Here is an 18,978-nt window from a genome sequence, read left to right as displayed (position 1 = left end):
GGATCAGCGTCGCGTCAGCGGGGGCCGCAGGTCCAGGTGCTCGCGCAGCGTCGTGCCGGTGTACGCGGTGCGATAGACCCCGCGTTCCTGCAGCTCCGGCACCAGCTTGTCGACGATGTCGTCGAGCCCGTCCGGCGTGAGGTACGGCGAGACGTTGAACCCGTCGACCGCGCCCGAGCGCACCCAGTACGCGAACTTCTCCGCCAGGCCGCCCGGTGTGCCGGCGTGCCCGCGCTGGGGCCCGAGCCGGATCACGGTCTCGCGCAACGAGAGCTTCTCCGCCTCCGCCACCTCCCGCCACTGCGCGACGATGGAGCGCGGATCGGTCCAGCGCCTGCTGCCCATCTCGCCGGTCGGCTCCGCGAAGACCGGCTCCTCCGACGGGAGCGGCCCGTCGGCGTCGCGGCCGGACAGGTCGAAGCCCCACACCTGGCCGGCGATCGCGAGCGCGGTGGCCGGGGTGACCTGCTGCAACCGGACCCAGCGCTGCTTCTCCTTCGCCTCCTCCTCGGTGTCGGCGATGACGATCTCCGTGCCGGGCAGCACCCGCAGGTCGTCGGACGGGCGGCCGGCGACGATCAGCCGCTCGCGCAGGTCGTCGGCGAACGCGAGGGCGTCGTCGAAGTCGGCGCCGTGCGCGGAGAAGATCACCTCGGCGTGCGCGGCGGCGAAGTCCCGACCGGACGCGGAGTCGCCGGCCTGGAAGATCACCGGGTGGCCCTGCGCCGACCGGGGCAGCGTCGGCACGATGTCGACGTCGAACTGGGACGTCTGCGCCCGTACCCGCGTGACGGCGTCCGGCCGCGCCCAGGACGAGCCGTCGGCAGCCTGCCAGTCGTCGGCCCAGCCGTCCCACACGGCCCGGGCGACGTCGAGGAACTGCCCGGCCCGCACGTAGCGGTCGGCGTGGTCGAGGTAGCCGCCGCGGCGGAAGTTCTCCCCGGTCCATGCGTTGTCCGTGGTGACGACGTTCCAGCCGGCCCGACCGCCGGACAGCACGTCCAGCCCGGCCAGCCGGCGGGCCAGGTCGGCCGGCTCGTTGTAGGTCGTGTTCTGCGTCGCCACGAGCCCGATCCGCTGGGTGACGGCGGCCAGCGCGGCGAGCTGCGTGATCGCGTCGGGCCGGCCGGCCACGTCGAGGTCGTGGATCTTCCCGCCCGACTCCCGCAGCCGCAGCCCTTCCCCCAGGAAGAACGCGTCGAACAGGCCGCGCTCAGCGGTCTGCACCATCCGCCGGAACGACGCGAAGTCGATCTGCGAACCGCTGTCCGGGTGCGACCAGATCGTCCAGTGGTTCACGCCCTGGAAGAACACCCCGAAGTGCAGCTTCGCGTCGGGGAACCGGAAGTCACTCACGACGCCACCTCGAACCGGTTGGCCGGCCGTGCCAGGCCCAGCGTCGAGCGCAGCGACGCGCCGTCGCGCGGACGGGTCGCGATCCGGGCCTCGAACAGCGCTGGCAGCACCCGCGCGGAGAGCACGGGCAGGTCCTCGTCGAGCACCAGCGGGTGCAGGCGCACGCCGTCGACCTGACCGGCCAGCTCGGCCAGCCGCTCGACGAGCGCCGCCGCCGACCCGACGTGCCGCGGGCGACCCGTCGCCGGCCACGCGGTGTGCGCGTCGAGCGCGTCGAGCCGCTCCTGCGCCGGGACGTCGGTGTCGAGCACGACGTCCAGCTCCAGGAACGTCAACGGAGCGGCCGTGCGGGCAGGCGTGGTCACCAGCGCCACGTCGGGCAAGGGAGCCAGCCCGTCCGGTGCGATGACGACGACGTGGCCCTGCGGCGGCCGCGGCACGATCGCCGGGCCCTTCACGGTGTACGTCTCGCCGACGAAGTCGATGTAGTGCAGCTGCTTCCGGTCCAGGTAGCGGCCGGTGGCGACGTCGCGGATCGCGGCGTCGTCGCCCCAGGAGTCGAACAGGTCGCACGCGACCGTGACCGCGTCCCGAGCTTCGCGGGCCAGCCCGTCGCCCGTCACGGGCGTCCGGCCCCAGGCGGCGGCGGGCTCGGTCGCGGCCGCCACGACCCAGCCGGCGCGCCCGAGCGACGCGTGGTCGAGCGACGCCAGCTGCGACGCCACGTGGAACGGCTCGGTGTACGTCGTCGCGACCACGGGCGCGAGCCCGATCGAGCTGGTCTGCGGCGCGACGAACGCGGCCCGCTCGACCGCGCCGATCCGCCCGACCGGGCCGGCGGCCGGTGGGGTCAGCGCGTCGTCGAACGTCGCCAGGGTGAACCCGGCGTTCTCCGCCCGCCGGGCCACCTGCGCGGTCCGGCGGCCGGTCAACAGCTCGGCCGGCCCGTGCTGGGACCGCCGCCACGCCGCCGGATGGGCGCCGTCGCCGTCCAGCTCGACGGCCAGGTGCAGCGTCATGATCGCTCGCCGGCTTCGACCGCCACCGACAGCCGGTTCTCCTCCGGCGGCAGCGGGCAGGTCGCGTACGCGGTGAGCGCGCACGGCAGGTTGACGACGCGGTTCAGGTCGAGCTGCACGTACCCGGCCGCATCCGGGGCCGGGACCTGCACGATCCGGCCGCCGCCGTACGTCGTGTCGCCGGAGGTGGCGTCGCGGAAGTGCAGCGCCAGCCCACCGTCGCGGCCCGCCAGCGCGACCAGCTGGTGGCGCTGCCCGTCGAGCTCGAACGCGACGGTCCCGACGGCTGTGGGGAAGTGCTGCAGGCCGTCGACGACGGCGCCGACGGTGATCTTCTGCGGCTGCGGGTACGGCGTGAACCGCGCGGTGACGACCCAGCGCGCGTCGACGGGGAACGCCGGCACCCCGGTGAACGCGGTACGGGTGGGCGCCTGCGGGTCACGCACGCGCAGCGCGTACGAGTCGGTGCGGCGGATCACCTCGACCCGGCGCTCGCCGGCCGCCACCAGCACCCCGGGCTGCCCGTCCACCGGGGCGACGCGCACGGTGCCGCGCACCGGCGCGCCGTCCACGGTGAGCTCGCCGTCGGCGGTGATCTCGACGCCGCCGTCACCCGTCGCCCGCCAGGTGCCCGGCAGGTCGGGGAACGCGGTGGCGTGCTCGTCGAGCCAGTGCAGTGCGGTGAGGCTCAGCCAGCCGTGCGGCTCGCGGAGGGTCTCCTCGCGCTCCGCGTGCCACGCGGCCCAGTCGGTAGCCAGATCGGAGTGGGTCGTGACGGTCATGCGCTCTCCCTGGAGACGAAGGTGACGGAACGGGTGCCGAGGGCCAGGCGCTCGCGCAGCGAGCCGCCGTGCCCTGGCCGGAACAGGCCGCGCCCGGCCAGCAGCGGCACCAGCTCGGCGCCGATGCGGCGCAGGTCGGCGTCGGGATCGACGGGTCGGAGGGTGACACCGTCGGCGGCGCGCAGCCGCACGGCCGCCTCGACGACCCGGGCGATGTCCGCGACCGAGCCGCTGACCTGCAGCAACCCGGGTGGTCCTGGCCGGCCCCGGTCGGTGACGTGCACGTCGAGATCGGCGAGCACCGGCACGCCGTCGGGATCGCGGCCCGCGGCGGCGACCGCGGCGCGCACCCGTTCCCGGACGGCACCGGCGACGGCCAGATCAGGTGCCGACACGCGGACGGCGTCGGCGAGCGCGGCGGGCCCGACCGGGTCGTCAGGCCCGAGGTGGTGGAAGAGCGGCAGGTCGGCGGGCTGGAGCCGGTCCGGTTCCCACCCGAAGCGCGGTTCCGTCGCGGGTGGGGTGGGATCGCGCACCACCAGCCCGATGCCGCTGACCTGCGGCCCGATCCGGGCGGCGGCATCGCCGGGCAGTACCGCGAAGTCGAAGCCGCGGCTGGCCACGGTGCGCACCTGCGCGGCGGTGGCCTCGGCACCCAGCTCGATGCCGAGGTGGTTGCGCGCGGCGTAGAAGGACGGGTGCGTCATGTCGTGACCTCCGGGATGCGGGTGCGGCCCTGGCCGGCGACGGCCGCGAGCAGTTCGACGGTGTAGGGGTGACCGGGTGCGGTGAACAGCTGCTCGGTGGGCCGCAGCTCGACGAGCCGGCCGTGCTGCAGCACGCCCACCCGGTGCGCGATCGAGCGCACGACGGCGAGGTCGTGCGAGATGAACAGGTAGGCCAGACCCTGATCGGCCTGCAGCTCCCGCAGCAGGTCGAGCACCTGCGCCTGTACCGACACGTCGAGCGCCGACACCGGCTCGTCGCAGACGACGAGGTCCGGGGCCAGCGCCAGCGCGCGAGCGATCGCCACGCGCTGGCGCTGCCCTCCCGACAGCTCCGCTGGACGGCGCTGCAGGACCGAGGCCGGCAGCGCGACGCGATCGAGCAGCTCGGCCGCGCGGGCCCGCTGCTCGGCACGGGTGCCGACGGCGAACGCCCGTAGCGGCTCGGTCACCACGTCCTCGATGGAGAAGCGCGGATCCAGCGACGCGTACGGGTTCTGGTAGACGAGCTGGGCGCGGCGACGCAGTGCCCGCGCCGCCCGGCCGCGCACCGTGGTCACGTCGGCGCCGTCCAGCACGACCCGACCCGACGTGGGATCGGCCAGCCGCAACAGCAGCCGGGTGATCGTGGACTTGCCCGAGCCGGACTCGCCGACCAGCCCCAGCGTCTCGCCGCGACCGATCGTGAACGACACCCCGTCGACGGCCCGGAGCAGGTGCCGGCCGGGCAGCCGGTACTCCTTGACCAGGTCGTGCACCTCGACGAGCGGCGGCCCGTCAGGGAGCGGCGCAGGAGGCGGCACAGGGCGCAGACCGGGCGCGCTGGCCACCAGCCGGCGGGTGTACTCGTCCTGCGGGTCGTCGAGGATCTGCCGCACCGGACCCTCCTCGACGATCCGCCCACCGGACATCACGACGATGCGGTCGGCCCGGTCGGCCGCCACGCCGAGGTCGTGGGTGATCAGCAGGACCGCCGTGCCGGACGTGCGGGTCAGCTCGTCGAGGTGGTCGAGGATGCGCTGCTGCACGGTGGCGTCCAGCGCGCTCGTCGGCTCGTCGGCGATGATCAGCTGCGGGTTCGCCGCGATCGCGATCGCGATGAGCACGCGCTGGCGCATGCCACCGGACAGCTCGTGCGGGTACTGGCCGGCCCGCACCGCGGCCTCCGCGAGCCCGGCCCGTTCCAGCAGCGCAACCGCCTCGATCCGCGCGGTGCGCCGATCGGCGAGGCCGTGCACGCGCAGCACCTCGGCAACCTGGTCGCCGATCTTCGTGACGGGGTTGAGGGAGACCGTCGGGTCCTGCGGGACGAGTCCGATGCGCCGCCCTCTGATGGAGCGCTGCGCTCTTTCGGAGAGTGCCGTCAGCTCCTGGTCGCCGTCCAGCACCACCCGCCCGCCGTCGACGCGGCCGGTGCCCGGCAGCAGCCCCAGCACGGCCATGGCCAGCGTGGACTTGCCGGAACCGGACTCACCGACCACAGCCACCACCTCGCCGGGCTCGACGGTGAGCGACACCCCGTCGACCGCCGTCAGGTCGCCGAGCGCGCCACCGTAGGAGACGCGCAGGTCCTCGACCTGCAGCAGCGGAACGCTCACCGGAACCGCCGCCATTCCCCGTCCAGTGCTCGGGAGATGCGGTTCACGGAGAGCACCGTGGCCGCGATCGTCAGCCCGGGCAGCGCGCACAGCCACCACGCCACGGCCAGGTAGTTGCGACCCTCCGCCACCAGCGACCCCCACTCCGGCGCCGGCGGCGGCGCCCCGTACCCGAGGAAGGACAGCGCCGACACCGCGAGGATGGCCAGGCCGAACTCCAGCACGGCCAGCACCAGCACCGGCCCAGCGGCGTTGGGCAGCACGTGCCGCCACAGCGTCACCCACCAGCGCGTCCCGACGGCGTACGCGGCCTCGACGTACGTGGCCTGTCGCACGCGCAGCGTCTCCGCGCGCATCACCCGCGCGAAGCTCGCCACGCTCGCGATGCCGACCGCGATCGCGACCTTGACCGTGCCGTAGCCCAGCGCCGTGATCAGCGCCAGCGACAGCAGCACCGCGGGGATGGCCAGCAGCACGTCCACCACGCGCATGAGCACGTCGTCGACCCAGCCGCGGACGAACCCCGCGACCAGCCCGATCAACCCGCCCACGACCAGCGCCACCGCCACCGCGATCACCGTGGCCTGCAGCGACAGCGACGCACCGTGCACGACCCTGGTCCAGACGTCCCGGCCCAGGTAGTCGGTGCCGAACACGTGGCCGGGGCCGGGCGGGCGCAGCTTCTCCGCGACCACCCCGACGCTCGGATCGCCCGGCGCCAGCACCCACGGCGCGAACGCGGCGACCAGTACGAGCACCACCAGCACGCCGGCCGCGACGAGCCCCGGCCGGCGCACGAGGAAGCGCAGCAGCCGCGCCCGCGCCGGCCGCTGCGGTAGACCGGTGGCATCAGGCACGGCCGTCGTCGGTCGGATCAGGAGTTCCGTCATGCGTGTGCCCCCGTCGCGATCCGCGGGTCGAGCAGCGGGTAGACGAGGTCGACCGCGAGGTTGACCAGTACGAACACGGCGGCCGCGAACACCACGATGCCCTGCACGAGCGGGATGTCCTGGACCCCGACGGCGGCGACGGTGAGCCGGCCGATCCCGGGCCGGGTGAACACGGTCTCGACCACGACCGACCCGGCGAGCAGGTTGCCCACGACGTAGCCGAGGACGGTCAGCGCGGGCAGCGCGGCGTTGCGGAGCGCGTGCCGCAGGTGGATGGCCGGCCGACCGACTCCCTTGGCCCGCGCGGTCGTCACGTACGGCTCGTCGAGGGCCTGGTCGAGGCTCTTCGCGAGCACCTGCGCGACGAGCGCGCCCGTGGGCAGGCCCAGCGTGACCGCCGGCAGCACCAGTGCCGACGGCCCGGCCGCGCCGACCGACGGGAACAGTCGCAGCCCGAACGAGAAGACCTGCACCAGCATCAGCCCGACCCAGAACACCGGCAGCGACACCGCCACGGACGGCAGTCCCAGCAGCGCCTGCTTCAGCCAGCGCGACCGCGTGTACGTGGCGGCCAGCGCCAGCGTCGTGCCGCCGACGACCGCGACGAGCAGCCCGGCCAGCGCGATCTGCAGCGTGTACGGCAGCGCCTCCGCGATCGCCGCCCGCACGTCCTGGCCGTTCTGCACGGACGTGCCGAAGTCGCCGTGCAGGGCCGACCACAGCTGCTGCCCGTACTGCTCGAGCACCGGCCGGTCGAGGCCGTAGCGGGCGCGCAGCGCGTCCAGCTCGGCCGGCGAGACGGGCTCCCCGTCGAGGCCGCCGCCGGCCATCGTCGCCACGGGGTCACCGGGCATCAGGTAGAGCACGACGAACGAGACCGTGAACGCGGCCCACAGCACCGCCGCCGCGAGGGCGACGCGGCGCAGCAGATACCTGACCAGCTGGGTCACGCCGCGCTCTTCCACGTGTCGTACAGCTGGATCCTGGACGACGCGTCGAACTTGAGGTCGTGCACGGCCGGGGCCACCCCGAGCGTGGTGGTCAGCTCGACCACCGGGACCGTCCAGTAGTTCTCGGTGATGGTCGCGAGCGCCTTCGCCACCGTCGCGGTGCGCTGGTCCTCGTCGGGCTGGGCGGCCTGAGCAGCCAGCAGGTCGTCCAGCGGGGTCTTCGGCAGCCGGTAGATGTTGGCGCCCGCCGTCGAGTACGTGCTGCGCAGGACGTCGGGGTCGGCGCGGGTCAGGTTGCCCCACAGCGCGTCGAACTCGCCGCTCTGCTGGACGACGGCGTTGTCCGAGATCGGGCGATCCCGCAGCTGCAGGTCGATGCCCACCTTGCGCACCTGCTGCTGGATCAGCTCCAGCGTCGGCTTGTTCGATCCGGCGTTGGCGAACCAGGTCAGCTCGATGCGCAGCGGCTGTCCGTTCCTGGTGCGGATGCCGTCGGGGCCCGGCCGCCAGCCGTCGGCGTCGAGCAGGGACCCGGCCTTGGCGGCGTCGAAACCGAGCCGGGCCGCCTGGTCGGCGTAGCCCGGCGTGCTCGACGCGAGCGGGGCCGTCGCCGGCTTGGTGGCGGAGGTGTACACGGCGCTGACGACCTCGGGGCGGTCGATCGCCCACGACAGCGCCTGCCGCACGGCCGGGTCCGCCCCCAGGGGGCGCGACGCGTTGAAGGCGATCCCGAACGGGAGTCCGGGGTTGGCGCGGGCCGGCAGCTGGATCCCGGCTCCCGTCAACGGTGCCTCGTCCTGCTGGCCGATGTTGCCGATCGCGTCGACCTCGCCGGAGGTCAGGCTGCCCACCCGCACGCCCGACTCCGGGACGACCCGGAACTCGAGCCGGTCGAGGTAGGCGTCGCCGCTGTGCGCGGCCAGCGACGACGGCGACGTGTAGCCGGGGCGCTTGACCAGCGCCGTCACGGAGTTCTTGGTGTAGCTCTGCAGCGTGAACGGGCCGGAGCCGACGACCTTCGCGCAGCGCTCGTCGTCGGACAGCGCGACGGTGGCGGGGGAGAGGATGCCGAGGCTGTGCGTGGATGTGCCCTGGAGGAACTGCACGTTGGGCCGGTCGAACGTGACGGTGAGCTGCGTCGGGCTCACGACCGTGCTGCCGGCGTACCCGGTGAGGTAGCCCTTGGGCAGGGTGCCGCGGGCGCCGAGCGACGGGACGCGGTCGAAGTTCGCCTTCACCGCGGCCGCGTCGAGCGGGGTGCCGTCGCTGAAGGTGACGCCCGGCTTCAGGGTGAACGTGTACGACTTCGCGTCCGGCGTGCTCGTCCAGGACGTGGCGAGCCACGGCTTCAGCTCGCCGGTCCCCGGGTCTTGGTCGGTGAGGGAGTCGACGAGCTGGCGCAGCGAGTAGATGGAGTCGTTGCTGCCGACCTGCTGCGGGTCGACGCAGCCCTGGTCGCTGGAGACGGCGAAGCGCAGGGTGCCGCCGGGCTGCGGCGGGCCGGCGGGGGCGCCGGCCGTGGCACCACCCGCTCCGCACCCGGCCAGCAGCCCTGCTCCCAGCACGGCGGCGAGTGCGCGGCGGAATGGTGAGACGCTCATGTGATCGTTCCTCGAAATGGGCATGCCGGAATCGCCGTCGATGCGGCGGGGGAAATGGGGTCAGCGCGGCTGGTTCAGCGACAGAGCGCGGTGGCCGTGCGGCACAGGTCGACGTGGTGGCGCCAGGCGTGCCAGGTCGTCACAGCAGCGGGTGCTGCGTCGACCCTCGCCGAGCTGGTCACGTCCGACCTCCATCGTTCCCGGCGGTAGCACCCGCTCCCGACGGCTCGGGGGGTTGCTGCGGCGTCGTCGATCCGGGTCTCTCGGCCGCTCTGGATGGGCACCGGCATGCACCGGTTCTTCGACGGTAAGCGGCGGAAGCCCCGTGAGCAACCCCCTGTGGTGCAGGCGACCATTGCCCGGACATTTACCGATCCGTCCCACGGCTGAAGCGCCGGAAACTATTCCCGAACCGCGTAGTGATGTGCTTCACACTGCAATTCCGGGCGGGCGTGTGCCTAAGGTCGTTCGTGTGAGGTTTCAAGTACTCGACATCGTCCCGCACGCCCCGCACCCGGTCACCGGCGAGCTGATCAGCGTGCACGAGCGGCTGGCGCGCGTCGTCGAGAACGCCGTGCTTGCCGAACGCCTCGGGTTCGACTCCTACGCGGTGGGGGAGCGGCACGCCGGCGAGTTCGTCTCGTCCGCCCCGACCGTGCTGCTCGGCGCCCTCGCCCAGGCCACCGACCGCATCCTGCTCTCGACGGGCGTCACGGTGCTGTCGCTGCTGGACCCGGTGCGGGTCGCGGAGGACTACGCCACCGTCGACCAGCTCTCCGGCGGCCGGCTCGAGATCGTCATCGGCAAGGGCAACGAGGACAAGCACTTCCCGCTGTTCGGGCTGGAGCTCGCCAAGCAGTACGAGTACCTCACCGAGAACTACGAGCTGCTGCGCCGGCTGCTGCGCGAGGAGGACGTCACCTGGCGCGGCACCCACCGGGCGCCGCTCGACGGCGTCACCACCCACCCCCGCCCGTTCGCCGGACCGTTCCGCATCTGGCACGGCTCGGCCACCTCCACGGCCGCGGTCGACCTGGCCGCGAAGTGGGGCGACCCGCTGTTCACCGCCAACGCGCTGCAGCCGCGGGAGAACTACAAGGTGCTCGTCGACCGCTACCGGGAGAAGCTCGCCGAGCACGGCCACGACCCGGACGCCGCCTACGTCGGCTCCGGCTCGGGCGGGCTGTTCCTCGCCGACACCGACGAGGAGGCGATCGCCCAGTACCGGCCGATCTACGAGGGCTTCGCCGCGAAGGTGCGCGCGCTGCACGCCGGGGACGACCGGCCCGGCAAGGCCACCTCGTTCGCGACGATCGAGGAGGCGGTCGAACGCGGACCCGCCCTGGTCGGGACACCCGAGCGGGTCGCGGCCAAGATCGTCGACTACCACGGCGCGTACCGCCACGACGTCCAGTCGGTGTCGATCAACCCGGTGCTGCCCTACCGGCAGCAGCAGGAGGTGCTCACCCGGTTCGCCGAGGAGGTCGTGCCGCTCGTGAGCCGCGAGCTGCACACCACGCTGTGGGGTCCGGACGATCCGGGGCGGGCTCGCGGCTTCACCGCTCGGGACGCCCCGGTGCCCGCCTGAGCGTCAGCTCTTCGCGATCGCCTCGACCAGGGTCGCGCTGAACGCGGCGAGGTCGCCCGGGTCGCGGCTGGTGATGAGGTTGCCGTCGACCGCGACCTCCTCGTCGACGACCTTCCCGCCCGCGTTGGCGATGTCGGTGCGCAGGCTGGGGTACGAGGTGAGGGTGCGGCCCGCCACGAGGTCGGCCTCCACCAGCGTCCACGGCGCGTGGCAGATCGCTGCCACCGGCTTGCCGGACTCCAGCACCGCCGTGACGAACGAGCGCACGTCCGCGTCCATGCGCAGCCGGTCCGCGTTGACCGTGCCGCCCGGCATGATCAGCGCGTCGTAGTCGTCGGCGCTCGCCTCGGCCGCGCGGCGGTGCACCTCGTGCTTCCCGGCGGGTTCGATGTCGGAGTTCATGGCCTGGATCGGGTCGGTGTCGATCGACACGACCTCGACCGTCGCGCCCGCCCGTTCGACCGCCGCGCGCGGATCGGTGAGCTCCACCTCCTCCACGCCGTCGGTGGCGAGCACGGCGACCCGCTTCCCGTCGAGCACTCCCATTTCTTTCCTCCTGAAGGGTCAGGGCACGATCACGTTGGTGATCTTCGCGATGTCGTCCGGGCTGGCCCCGCCGCGGGTGAGGACGTCGCGGATCTTGTCGTTGCCGGCGGCGCCGGCGGGGTAGGGCTGGTTGTCGACGAGCAGCTGCGCCCACTTCTCGGGGTCGCTCACGTCGTTCGCGTGCAGCTGGGCGGCGATGTCCTGGGCCGACGAGTAGTTGATCGTGACGCGCGGACCCGGTGCGCCCTGCGCGATGCTGGTCGGGCCCTCCACACCTGGCTGGTTGGAGCCGCCACGGCCGCCACTGCTGCAGGCGGTGCCCGCGAGAGCGCAGGTGAGCAGCCCGATCACGACGGCCGAGCCGGCCCGCCGTCGGACGTTCGGCGTAGTGCTCATGACTCCCGCGTACCCCCTCGCACCGCCCGTCACGCGTCGGCCGTGCGCTGCAGCACCGATTCGATGTCGGCGGTCGGGTCGGGTCCGACCACGTGCACGTGCAGGCCGCGGCGGCGCGCCCGGGTGGCGGCACGGTCCAGCTCGGCGGCGGCCGTGGCCGTCACGCTCGTCGTCCCGCGCAGGTCGACGACGATGTGCCGGGTCACGACCCCGCCCGTGCCGGCCAGCCGAGCCCTGGCCTCGACGATCCGCGCCACCCGCACCGCGGTCACGCCGTCGAGGGCGCCGCGCAACGCCACGACCTGCACGTCGGGGCGGGGCGCGGTGAGGGCGATGAAGGGGTGCACGGGGGGCGCGTACCCCGGGGATCGTGGTCCCAATCGCTGCGGTGATGCGGTCGGGGACCCGCCCGGGTACGGTGTTGCGGGAGTCGTGCCGACTCGTGGGGTGCAACCGGTCGCCCTCCGTCGCAAGGTGCGGAGGTGCCATGCCCGAGACACCCGTTTCCGACCGAGATCCCGTCCGGGACCGCGCCGCCCCTGACGGTGCCGACTCGCCCGAGCGCCCCGCCAGCGAGTTCGCGTTCGTCGCCCCCATGCTGGACCGGTTGGCCGAGCTGCCGCCCGACGCGCCGGAACGGGCCGAGCTGAGGGAACGGGTCATCGTCGAGCTGCTGCCCGTGGGGGAGCGGCTGGCTCGCCGCTACGCGTCCGCCAACCCGTGGTCGCGGGAGGACCTGCAGCAGGTGGCGTCCGTCGGGGTCATCAAGGCCGTCGACCGCTGGGACCCCGTCCGGGCCGGCGACTCCGACGTGCTGGCCTTCCTGGTGCCGAGCGTGCGCGGCGAGATCCTGCGCTGGTTCCGGGACCGGACGTGGGCCATGCGAGTGCCGCGGCGGCTGAAGGAGCTCAGCGTCTCGATCCGCGCAGTGACCGGCGAGCTCACCCAGGACTTGGGGCGGGCCCCTCGGCCCAGCGACATCGCCCGCCGGCTCGAGGTGGACGTCGAGGAGGTGCTGGAGGCGCTGCGCGCCGAGGCCGGCCACCACACGTCCACCCTCGACGCGCCGAACGGGCCCGACGACCAGGCGCTCGCCGACCGGCTGGGCGCCGAGGACGAGCTGCTCGCCGGCGTCGACGACGTCGAGTCGGTGCGGCCGCTGCTCGACCAGCTGCCCGACCGCGAGCGCCGGATCCTGCTGCTGCGGTTCTACGGCGGCCAGACCCAGAGCCAGATCGCCGAGGAGATCGGCATCTCGCAGATGCACGTGTCCCGGCTGCTGGCCCGCACGCTGGCCACCCTGCGCCGGGAGCTGACCGACGACGGTTAACCGGCCTCGACGTGCCGCGTCACGACCCACCGGTGCGGTGCGATCGGGCGGGTGCGGGTGAAGCCGTGGCGTTCGAAGGCGGCCATCGGGCCGGTGTGCAGGAACGACCCGTTGACCGCCCGGTCGTCGGTCTCCTCGGGATAGCCCTCGACCGTGCCGCCGCCGAGGCGCGCGATCTCGGCCAGCGCTCCGCCGAGCGCGGCGTGCGCCACCCCGCGCCGGCGCCCGCCCCGTCCGGTGAAGAAGCAGGTGATCCGCCAGTCGGGGAGCGCCGTCAGCTCCTTCTCGTACCGTCGCCGGCTCTTGATCTCGGGCAGCTCGGCCGGCGTGCCGAACTGGACCCAGCCGAGGCAGCGGTCGCCGTCGAACACCAGCGTGTTGTGAGTGCGCCCGTCGCGGACGCGCTGCTCCTTCTCCGCCCGGTTCTGCGCGGGCGTGCGCCCCGCGAGGCGGACGTGGAAACCCATGCACCAGCAACCGCCCCACACCCCGTTGTTCGCCTCGACCAGGTCCGCGAACGCGGGCCAGGTGGTCGCATCGAGCTGGCGGACGGTGAGGTCGGGCACGCCCGCAGGATGCCAGGAAACCGTCGGGGTCAGGCGCCGTGGCGCGCCACGCGTGCGCGGTTGCCGCAGGGCGGGCCGCACCACGCCTGGTTGGTGCGGTGCCGGTAGAACAGCTGGCCGCAGCCGGGGGCGTCGCAGAAGGCCAGGTCGGGTCGGGCGGCGGCGTCCCGCACCTCCGCGGCGAGCCGGGCCAGCAACCGCGGCAGGACCGCGGGCTCGCCCAACGGCTGGTGGGTTCGGGCTCCCGGAGCGTCCCCGACGAGCTCGATCTCCGGCGCGGCGAGCAGGACGGCGTTGACGGCGCCGACGTCGGCGGCGAGCCACGGGCCGCGCCCGACGGCGGCGCGCAGCAGCCGCAGAGCGGGGTCGCGCAGCGCGATGACGGCCGCCAGGTCCGCCTCGTCGACGGTCTCGGGACGCGGCGCCGGGAGGGCGGCCGCGTCGAGCCAGGAGTCCAGGTCGCGCGGGCTCCGCAGGAGGTCGTGCTCCTGCATCCCCGTGCGCTTGACCGTGTTGGCGAGGTCCAGCGCCGGATGGCCCTCGAGCCAGGTCCACGTCGGTACCGCCCGCATCCAGGCATCCTAACGGTTTGCGGATGTAAAACCATTATCCTACCGTCGACGTCGATGAGTGCTTCGCGAACCGCCACCGCCGTCCTGTGCGGGGTGCAGATCGTCGACGTCATGGGTGTGACCGTCGTCGTCTCCGCGCTGCCGCGCATGCTGTCTGACCTCGGGGCGTCCCCGGCGGCCGCCGGCCTGCTCGTCCCCGGTTACGCCGTCGGGTTCGCCGCGCTGCTGGTCGTCGCCGCGCGCTGGGGCGACCGCCGCGGCCACCGGTGGGTGCTGCTCGGTGGCCTCGTGACGTTCGCCGTCGCATCGGTGCTGGCCGCTGTCGCGCCGACGACGGCGGTGCTCGTCGCGGCCCGGTTCCTGCAGGGCGTGGCCGCCGCGGTGAGCGTGCCCAACGCGCTCGCGCTGCTGACCAGGGAGGCCGGCCCCGACCGGGGACGGGCGCTGAGCGCATGGAACGCGTGCGGCGGGCTCGCCGGCGCCGCCGGACTGCTCGTCGGCGGGCTCGTCACCGACGCCGTCGGCTGGCGGGCGATCTTCTGGGCGAACATCGCCGTCACGGTGCTGCTCGCGGCCGGTGTGCTGCGCACCGTGCGTCGCGACTGCGCCGGCGGGCGGGCGCAGGAGTCCTTCGACACACGCTCGGCGTGCCTCCAGGTCGCGACGATCGCGCTGGTCGTCGCAGCGGCCGACGCCGCCCGGCACTCCGGCGTGCTGCTCGCCGTGCTCGGCGCCCTCGCCGCCGGCGCGGCACTGCTGCTGGTGGTCCGGGAGCGCCGCGCGCCCTCGCCGCTGGTGCCGCACGAGCTGTGGCGGCGACCGGCGTTCGTCGCCGGTCTCGCGGGATCGTTCGGCGTGACGGCCACGACCAGCACGTTCATCGTGATCACCACCGTGCACCTGCAGCAGGACCTCGGGTTCGCGACCGGGTCTGCCGGGCTGATGATCCTCTGCTTCAGCACCGGGGTCGTCGTCGCGGCGGCCGCCGCCGGGCGGCTGCTCTCGGCGGTAGGCGCCACCGCGGTCCTCGTCGGCAGCCTGGCCGTCATCGGCGCGGGTGCAGCGGCAGCGGCCGCGATCCCGGAGGTGGTCGGGGTGGTCGTCGTCGGGCTGGTGCTGGCCGGTCTCGGCAACGGCGCCGGCGCCGTCGCCGCCTACGCGCTCGGCACCGAGGTGCCGGACGACCAGCAGGCCGGTGCGGCCGGACTGCTCAACACGGCCGCGCAGGTCGGCACGGCCGTGGTCGTCGCCGTCGGGGTGGCCGTGGCCGCGGCGGTCGGAGGCGGCGCGACGCTCGACGCCCGCAGCGGCGCAGGCGTCAGTGTGGGTGCCGCGATCGTGGTGATCGCCGCCGTGCTGGTCGGCCGGGCGCGTCGGGCATCGCGATCGTCCGTGCCGGCTGGGTAGTGTCGGGAGTCGATCTCTCGTCGTCGAGGAGGACGCCGGTGTTCGCTCCCCACCACTCGATCGCCGTGCTCGACGACGCCGTGACCAGGTCCATCTCGCCGGAGAACCCCACGGGGGCACGCGGCGGCGGTGGCGGGGCCGTCCACGGCACCGGTGCGCACGCGGCCCGCGGGCTCGGTCAGGGCTGGAAGGTGTCGCCGTCGATCGAGATCCCGGCCGGTGCGACGGCCGACCTCGCCGAGATCGACGGCGCCGGCACCATCCAGCACATCTGGCTCACCACCCACCCGCGGCACTGGCGCCAGCTCCTGCTGCGCATGCACTGGGACGGCGACGCCGAACCCGCCGTCGAGGTGCCGGTCGGCGACTTCTTCGGGCAGGGCTGGGGCGAGTTCGCGCAACTGTCGTCGCAGATGGTGGCCGTGAACCCGCACGGCGGCTGCAACAGCTACTGGCCGATGCCGTTCCGCCGGGGAGCGCGCATCACGCTGGAGAACCTCGCCGGCGAACCCGCGATCGTGTACTTCCAGATCACCTACGCGCTCGGCGACGTCCCCGATGATGCCGCGTACCTGCACGTCCAGTGGCACCGCGACAACCCGCTCGAACGCGGCCAGGTGCACCGCATCGTCGACGGCGTGACCGGCCGCGGCCGCTACGTCGGCACCTACCTGGCGTGGGGCGTCAACAACACCGGATGGTGGGGCGAGGGCGAGGTGAAGTTCTACCTCGACGGCGACGACCGCCTCCCCACCATCTGCGGCACCGGCACCGAGGACTACTTCGGCGGCGCGTGGAACTTCGACGTGCCCGGTCAGGGCTACACCGCGTTCACCACGCCGTACCTGGGGCTGCACCAGATCCTCCGGCCCGACGGTGCCTACCGCAGCCAGCAGCGGTTCGGCATGTACCGCTGGCACGTGCCCGACCCCATCCGGTTCGACCGCGGCCTGCGCGTCGACGTGCAGGCGCTGGGCTGGCGCTCGGACGGCCGCTACCTGCAACTGGCCGACGACATCGCCTCCACGGCCTTCCTCTACCTGGACCGCACGAGCACCGAGCGCCCGACCTGCCCGGCGCTCGACCACCTGGAGATCTGCTGAGCCGCGCCCGGTGGCCTGAGAGAATGACCGGATGGCGCTGACCGACCTGGCGATCGGCCGGATCAAGGAGATGATCCGGACGGGCGAGCTGCGCCCCGGTGATCGGCTGCCGCCCGAGAAGGAGCTGTCCGAGACGCTGGGTCTCTCGCGCAGCTCGTTGCGCGAGGCCGTCAAGGCGCTGGAAGCGATCCGGGTGCTCGACGTGCGGCGCGGCGACGGCACGTTCGTCACCAGCCTCACCCCTGAGCTGCTCCTCGAGGCCGTGTCGTTCGTCGTGGACGTGCACCAGGACACGTCGCTGCTGGAGATGTTCGAGGTGCGGCGCATCCTGGAACCGGCCGCCGCCGGCCTCGCCGCCGGACGGACCACCGACGCCGACATCGCCCGGCTCGAAGAGCTCCTCGACGAGGTCGATGGCAGCACGCCCGTCGACGAGCTCGTGAAGCACGACATCGTGTTCCACCGCTGCATCGCCCAGCTCGCCGGCAACGGCTACCTGACGGGCCTGCTGGAGACGCTCTCCAGCAGCACCCTCCGTGCCCGCCTGTGGCGCGGCATGTCGGAGGAGGGCACCACCGAGCGCACGCTCACCGAGCACCGCGCCATCGTCGCGGCACTCGCCCGTCGCGACCCCGTCCTCGCCGCGGCGCAGGCGACGGTGCACATCGACGGCGTGGCCCAGTGGCTGCGCCGGACCGCGGGCTGACCCCGCCCATCGCGGGCTCGGTCGTCAGATCAACTGGCTACCATCGGGCGGTAGACGTGATCATGGGGGCGTTGCGCATGACGGTGGTGGTCTTCGGGGCCAGGGGGAACGTGGGGCGGCACGTCGCCCGTGGTCTGCTCGATGCGGGCGCGGAGGTCCGGGTGACCAGCCGCAGTCCCGACGCGGCGGGATTCCCGGCGGGCGTCGAGGTCGTGGCGGCCGATCTCGAGCGACCGGAGACGCTCCCGGCCGCGGTGAAGGGCGCGGACAAGGTGTTCGTCTACGCCAAGCCCGACGGTGTCGAGGGATTCGTCGAGGCCGCCGTGTCCGCCGGCGTCCGGCACGTCGTGCTCCTGTCGTCGGCCGCGGTGGTGCTGCCCGGCGCGGACGACAACCCGATCGCGCAGTCGCACCGGGTCGTCGAGTCGGCCATCGAGCGGTCGGGCATCGACTGGACGTTCGTCCGGCCGGGCATGTTCGCCACCAACACGCTGTGGTGGTGGCAGCAGCCCATCCGCGACGAGGGCGTCGTGCGCAACCCGTACCCGGACGCGCAGACCGCTCCGATCCACGAGGCCGACCTGGCCGCGCTGGCCGTGACCGCCCTGACCCGGCCCGGCCACGAACGCCAGGCCTACACCGTCTACGGGCCGCAGTCGCTCACCCTGCGGCAGCAGGTCGAGCACATCGGCGACGCACTCGGCCGGACGATCCGGTTCGACGTGATCTCCGTCGACGAGGCCCGCGCCGAGCTGAGCAGGACGATCCCGCAGATCGGCGTGGAGACCTTCCTGCGCCAGTGGGCGAGCCGCAACGGCAGCCCCGCCGACGTCTCGACGGTCGTCGCGGACGTCACTGGCCGTCCGGCGCGCACCTTCGCGCAGTGGGCCGTGGACCACGCCGGCGACTTCCGCTGACCGTCAGGCCGTGGTGAGGCTGGTCGGGCCGCTGGCCAGCACCGCCGCGGCGAGCGCGCGGGTGGCGGGTCGGTCCTCGGTGCGCGGGTTGGTGAGCAGGACGAGGTCGATGTGGCCGAGCTCGGGCAGGCGGTGGCGCGGCCCGAGCGCCGTGAGCTGGACGGGGACGAGGCTCGCGGCCATCGCCGAGACCCCGATGCCGGCGGCGACCGCGGCGATGAGCCCGTTGACGCCGCGGCAGATGCAGGCGCTGCGGTAGCCGCTCCTGACGCGGTCGAGCGCGTTCTGCATGGCCGCGCGGCTGATGCTCGGGTTCGGGTAGACGACCAGTGGCAACGGGCGGGTCGGGTCGATGCGGGTGCCGGCAGTGCCGACCCAGACCAGCTTGTCCCGCTTCACCAGCTTGCCGGCGTGCTCGCCGCGCGGGCGCTTGCCGACGAAGAGGTCGAGGCGGTCGTTCTCGAGCCTGCGGTGCAGGGTGCCGCTCTGGTCGATCGTCAGGTCGAGGTCGACGAGCGGGTGCTCGGCGCGGAAGTCGCGCAGGATCGCGGGGAGCCGGGTCAGGGCGAGGTCGTCGGACATGCCGATGCGCAGCCGCCCGTGCGGCCGGTCGCCGCTGAAGAAGCGGGCGGCCTGCTCGTGCGCGGTGAGGATCGAGCGCGCGAACCCGATCATGGCCTCGCCGTCGGGGGTCAGGGCGACGGTGTGGGTGTCGCGCAGCACGAGCACGCGCCCCGTCGCCTCCTCCAGCTTGCGGACGTGCTGGCTCACGGTCGGCTGCCGGATGCCCAGCCGGGCGGCGGCCTGGGTGAAGCTGCGGGTCTGCGCGACGGCGAGGAAGGTGCGCAGCTGCGCGGGGTCGTACGGCTCGGTCATAGCGTCTCGCGATAACAGTTAGCTCCGGGATCGGGGTTCAGAATAGATCG

General features: G+C 73.6%; 20 protein-coding genes. 6 read left to right on the top strand and 14 right to left on the bottom strand.

Annotation, left to right across the window (positions count from 1 at the left end; translation table 11 throughout):
• Positions 1-3 precede the first annotated feature (3 nt).
• Genes ACQEVB_RS31940 through ACQEVB_RS31905 form a run of 8 tightly spaced genes read right to left on the bottom strand, consistent with a single transcriptional unit; the run spans position 4 to position 8,921 of the window.
• Positions 4-1,356 (bottom strand): NtaA/DmoA family FMN-dependent monooxygenase, encoded by a 1,353-nt coding sequence (locus ACQEVB_RS31940; protein WP_432979576.1) that lies wholly within the window; start codon positions 1,354-1,356, stop codon positions 4-6.
• Positions 1,353-2,375 (bottom strand): LLM class flavin-dependent oxidoreductase, encoded by a 1,023-nt coding sequence (locus ACQEVB_RS31935; RefSeq protein ID WP_432979573.1) that lies wholly within the window; start codon positions 2,373-2,375, stop codon positions 1,353-1,355. The genes ACQEVB_RS31940 and ACQEVB_RS31935 overlap by 4 nt, the downstream gene beginning before the upstream one ends.
• Positions 2,372-3,157: a DUF1684 domain-containing protein gene (locus ACQEVB_RS31930; RefSeq protein ID WP_432979571.1), complete on the bottom strand. Its 786-nt coding sequence runs from the start codon at positions 3,155-3,157 to the stop codon at positions 2,372-2,374. Before ACQEVB_RS31930 ends, ACQEVB_RS31935 begins: the two co-directional genes overlap by 4 nt.
• A complete protein-coding gene (locus ACQEVB_RS31925; RefSeq protein WP_432979568.1) occupies positions 3,154-3,864 on the bottom strand; it encodes a hypothetical protein in 711 nt (236 codons plus the stop codon). Before ACQEVB_RS31925 ends, ACQEVB_RS31930 begins: the two co-directional genes overlap by 4 nt.
• Positions 3,861-5,495, bottom strand: coding sequence for a dipeptide ABC transporter ATP-binding protein (locus tag ACQEVB_RS31920; protein ID WP_432979565.1), 1,635 nt, complete (start codon positions 5,493-5,495; stop codon positions 3,861-3,863). Before ACQEVB_RS31920 ends, ACQEVB_RS31925 begins: the two co-directional genes overlap by 4 nt.
• A complete protein-coding gene (locus ACQEVB_RS31915) occupies positions 5,477-6,370 on the bottom strand; it encodes an ABC transporter permease (protein WP_432979562.1) in 894 nt (297 codons plus the stop codon). Before ACQEVB_RS31915 ends, ACQEVB_RS31920 begins: the two co-directional genes overlap by 19 nt.
• On the bottom strand, positions 6,367-7,311 hold the full coding sequence (locus tag ACQEVB_RS31910; protein WP_432980692.1) for an ABC transporter permease: 945 nt from the start codon (positions 7,309-7,311) through the stop codon (positions 6,367-6,369). Before ACQEVB_RS31910 ends, ACQEVB_RS31915 begins: the two co-directional genes overlap by 4 nt.
• Positions 7,312-7,316: 5 nt before the next feature.
• Positions 7,317-8,921, bottom strand: a complete 1,605-nt coding sequence (locus ACQEVB_RS31905; protein WP_432979559.1) for an ABC transporter substrate-binding protein — start codon at positions 8,919-8,921, stop codon at positions 7,317-7,319.
• 472 nt (positions 8,922-9,393) lie between these two features.
• On the opposite strand from ACQEVB_RS31905, the gene ACQEVB_RS31900 reads away from it, so the two are divergent.
• On the top strand, positions 9,394-10,509 hold the full coding sequence (locus ACQEVB_RS31900) for an LLM class flavin-dependent oxidoreductase (RefSeq protein WP_432979556.1): 1,116 nt from the start codon (positions 9,394-9,396) through the stop codon (positions 10,507-10,509).
• A 3-nt stretch (positions 10,510-10,512) separates the two neighbouring features.
• Here the strand turns inward: ACQEVB_RS31900 and ACQEVB_RS31895 are convergent, their stop codons facing one another.
• From ACQEVB_RS31895 to ACQEVB_RS31885, 3 genes are read right to left on the bottom strand one after another with little or no spacing between them, the layout of a single operon-like run.
• Positions 10,513-11,055, bottom strand: a complete 543-nt coding sequence (locus tag ACQEVB_RS31895; protein ID WP_432979554.1) for a type 1 glutamine amidotransferase domain-containing protein — start codon at positions 11,053-11,055, stop codon at positions 10,513-10,515.
• Between the two features lie 18 nt (positions 11,056-11,073).
• Positions 11,074-11,451 (bottom strand): hypothetical protein, encoded by a 378-nt coding sequence (locus ACQEVB_RS31890; RefSeq protein ID WP_432979551.1) that lies wholly within the window; start codon positions 11,449-11,451, stop codon positions 11,074-11,076.
• 29 nt (positions 11,452-11,480) lie between these two features.
• Positions 11,481-11,798 carry an STAS domain-containing protein gene (locus tag ACQEVB_RS31885; protein ID WP_432979548.1) on the bottom strand — a complete coding sequence of 106 codons (318 nt, stop codon included), beginning with the start codon at positions 11,796-11,798 and terminating at the stop codon, positions 11,481-11,483.
• 140 nt (positions 11,799-11,938) lie between these two features.
• Here ACQEVB_RS31885 and ACQEVB_RS31880 point away from each other — a divergent pair, with 140 nt between their 5' ends.
• Positions 11,939-12,781 (top strand): sigma-70 family RNA polymerase sigma factor, encoded by an 843-nt coding sequence (locus ACQEVB_RS31880; protein ID WP_432979545.1) that lies wholly within the window; start codon positions 11,939-11,941, stop codon positions 12,779-12,781.
• On the opposite strand, the gene ACQEVB_RS31875 is transcribed toward ACQEVB_RS31880, so the two are convergent.
• Entirely contained in the window at positions 12,778-13,347 is a 570-nt protein-coding gene (locus ACQEVB_RS31875; RefSeq protein WP_432979542.1) for a GNAT family N-acetyltransferase, read from the bottom strand. The genes ACQEVB_RS31880 and ACQEVB_RS31875 overlap by 4 nt on opposite strands.
• Before the next feature lie 29 nt (positions 13,348-13,376).
• The gene (locus ACQEVB_RS31870) at positions 13,377-13,919 is read right to left on the bottom strand and encodes a CGNR zinc finger domain-containing protein (RefSeq protein ID WP_432979539.1); all 543 of its coding nucleotides are present in this window, start codon (positions 13,917-13,919) and stop codon (positions 13,377-13,379) included.
• Between the two features lie 54 nt (positions 13,920-13,973).
• On the opposite strand from ACQEVB_RS31870, the gene ACQEVB_RS31865 reads away from it, so the two are divergent.
• The 4 genes from ACQEVB_RS31865 (at position 13,974) to ACQEVB_RS31850 (ending at position 18,052) form a co-directional block, all read left to right on the top strand.
• Positions 13,974-15,326, top strand: a complete 1,353-nt coding sequence (locus ACQEVB_RS31865) for an MFS transporter (protein WP_432979536.1) — start codon at positions 13,974-13,976, stop codon at positions 15,324-15,326.
• Positions 15,327-15,364: 38 nt separating this feature from the next.
• Positions 15,365-16,429, top strand: a complete 1,065-nt coding sequence (locus ACQEVB_RS31860) for a glycoside hydrolase family 172 protein (RefSeq protein WP_432979533.1) — start codon at positions 15,365-15,367, stop codon at positions 16,427-16,429.
• A 31-nt stretch (positions 16,430-16,460) separates the two neighbouring features.
• Positions 16,461-17,135, top strand: coding sequence for a FadR/GntR family transcriptional regulator (locus tag ACQEVB_RS31855; RefSeq protein ID WP_432979530.1), 675 nt, complete (start codon positions 16,461-16,463; stop codon positions 17,133-17,135).
• A gap of 62 nt (positions 17,136-17,197) precedes the next feature.
• Positions 17,198-18,052 (top strand): NAD(P)H-binding protein, encoded by an 855-nt coding sequence (locus ACQEVB_RS31850; protein WP_432979527.1) that lies wholly within the window; start codon positions 17,198-17,200, stop codon positions 18,050-18,052.
• 3 nt (positions 18,053-18,055) lie between these two features.
• On the opposite strand, the gene ACQEVB_RS31845 is transcribed toward ACQEVB_RS31850, so the two are convergent.
• Entirely contained in the window at positions 18,056-18,928 is an 873-nt protein-coding gene (locus tag ACQEVB_RS31845; protein WP_432979524.1) for a LysR family transcriptional regulator, read from the bottom strand.
• Positions 18,929-18,978 lie beyond the last annotated feature (50 nt).

Origin of the sequence: Pseudonocardia sp. CA-107938 (assembly GCF_050936315.1) — a bacterium.
Classification (GTDB): Bacteria; Actinomycetota; Actinomycetes; order Mycobacteriales; family Pseudonocardiaceae; genus Pseudonocardia.
Note: the sequence above shows the minus strand (reverse complement) of the source record. Positions and strands in the feature narration are given on the sequence as shown.

What these genes read in the sequence shown, in the direction of transcription:
- ACQEVB_RS31920 (WP_432979565.1), bottom strand. Translation starts at nt 5,495, where the DNA reads ATGGCGGCGGTTCCGGTGAGCGTTCCGCTGCTGCAGGTCGAGGACCTG.
- ACQEVB_RS31905 (WP_432979559.1), bottom strand. Translation starts at nt 8,921, where the DNA reads ATGAGCGTCTCACCATTCCGCCGCGCACTCGCCGCCGTGCTGGGAGCA.
- ACQEVB_RS31880 (WP_432979545.1), top strand. Translation starts at nt 11,939, where the DNA reads ATGCCCGAGACACCCGTTTCCGACCGAGATCCCGTCCGGGACCGCGCC.
- ACQEVB_RS31935 (WP_432979573.1), bottom strand. Translation starts at nt 2,375, where the DNA reads ATGACGCTGCACCTGGCCGTCGAGCTGGACGGCGACGGCGCCCATCCG.
- ACQEVB_RS31855 (WP_432979530.1), top strand. Translation starts at nt 16,461, where the DNA reads ATGGCGCTGACCGACCTGGCGATCGGCCGGATCAAGGAGATGATCCGG.
- ACQEVB_RS31865 (WP_432979536.1), top strand. Translation starts at nt 13,974, where the DNA reads ATGAGTGCTTCGCGAACCGCCACCGCCGTCCTGTGCGGGGTGCAGATC.
- ACQEVB_RS31845 (WP_432979524.1), bottom strand. Translation starts at nt 18,928, where the DNA reads ATGACCGAGCCGTACGACCCCGCGCAGCTGCGCACCTTCCTCGCCGTC.
- ACQEVB_RS31890 (WP_432979551.1), bottom strand. Translation starts at nt 11,451, where the DNA reads ATGAGCACTACGCCGAACGTCCGACGGCGGGCCGGCTCGGCCGTCGTG.
- ACQEVB_RS31915 (WP_432979562.1), bottom strand. Translation starts at nt 6,370, where the DNA reads ATGACGGAACTCCTGATCCGACCGACGACGGCCGTGCCTGATGCCACC.
- ACQEVB_RS31925 (WP_432979568.1), bottom strand. Translation starts at nt 3,864, where the DNA reads ATGACGCACCCGTCCTTCTACGCCGCGCGCAACCACCTCGGCATCGAG.
- ACQEVB_RS31895 (WP_432979554.1), bottom strand. Translation starts at nt 11,055, where the DNA reads ATGGGAGTGCTCGACGGGAAGCGGGTCGCCGTGCTCGCCACCGACGGC.
- ACQEVB_RS31870 (WP_432979539.1), bottom strand. Translation starts at nt 13,919, where the DNA reads ATGCGGGCGGTACCGACGTGGACCTGGCTCGAGGGCCATCCGGCGCTG.
- ACQEVB_RS31930 (WP_432979571.1), bottom strand. Translation starts at nt 3,157, where the DNA reads ATGACCGTCACGACCCACTCCGATCTGGCTACCGACTGGGCCGCGTGG.
- ACQEVB_RS31850 (WP_432979527.1), top strand. Translation starts at nt 17,198, where the DNA reads ATGGGGGCGTTGCGCATGACGGTGGTGGTCTTCGGGGCCAGGGGGAAC.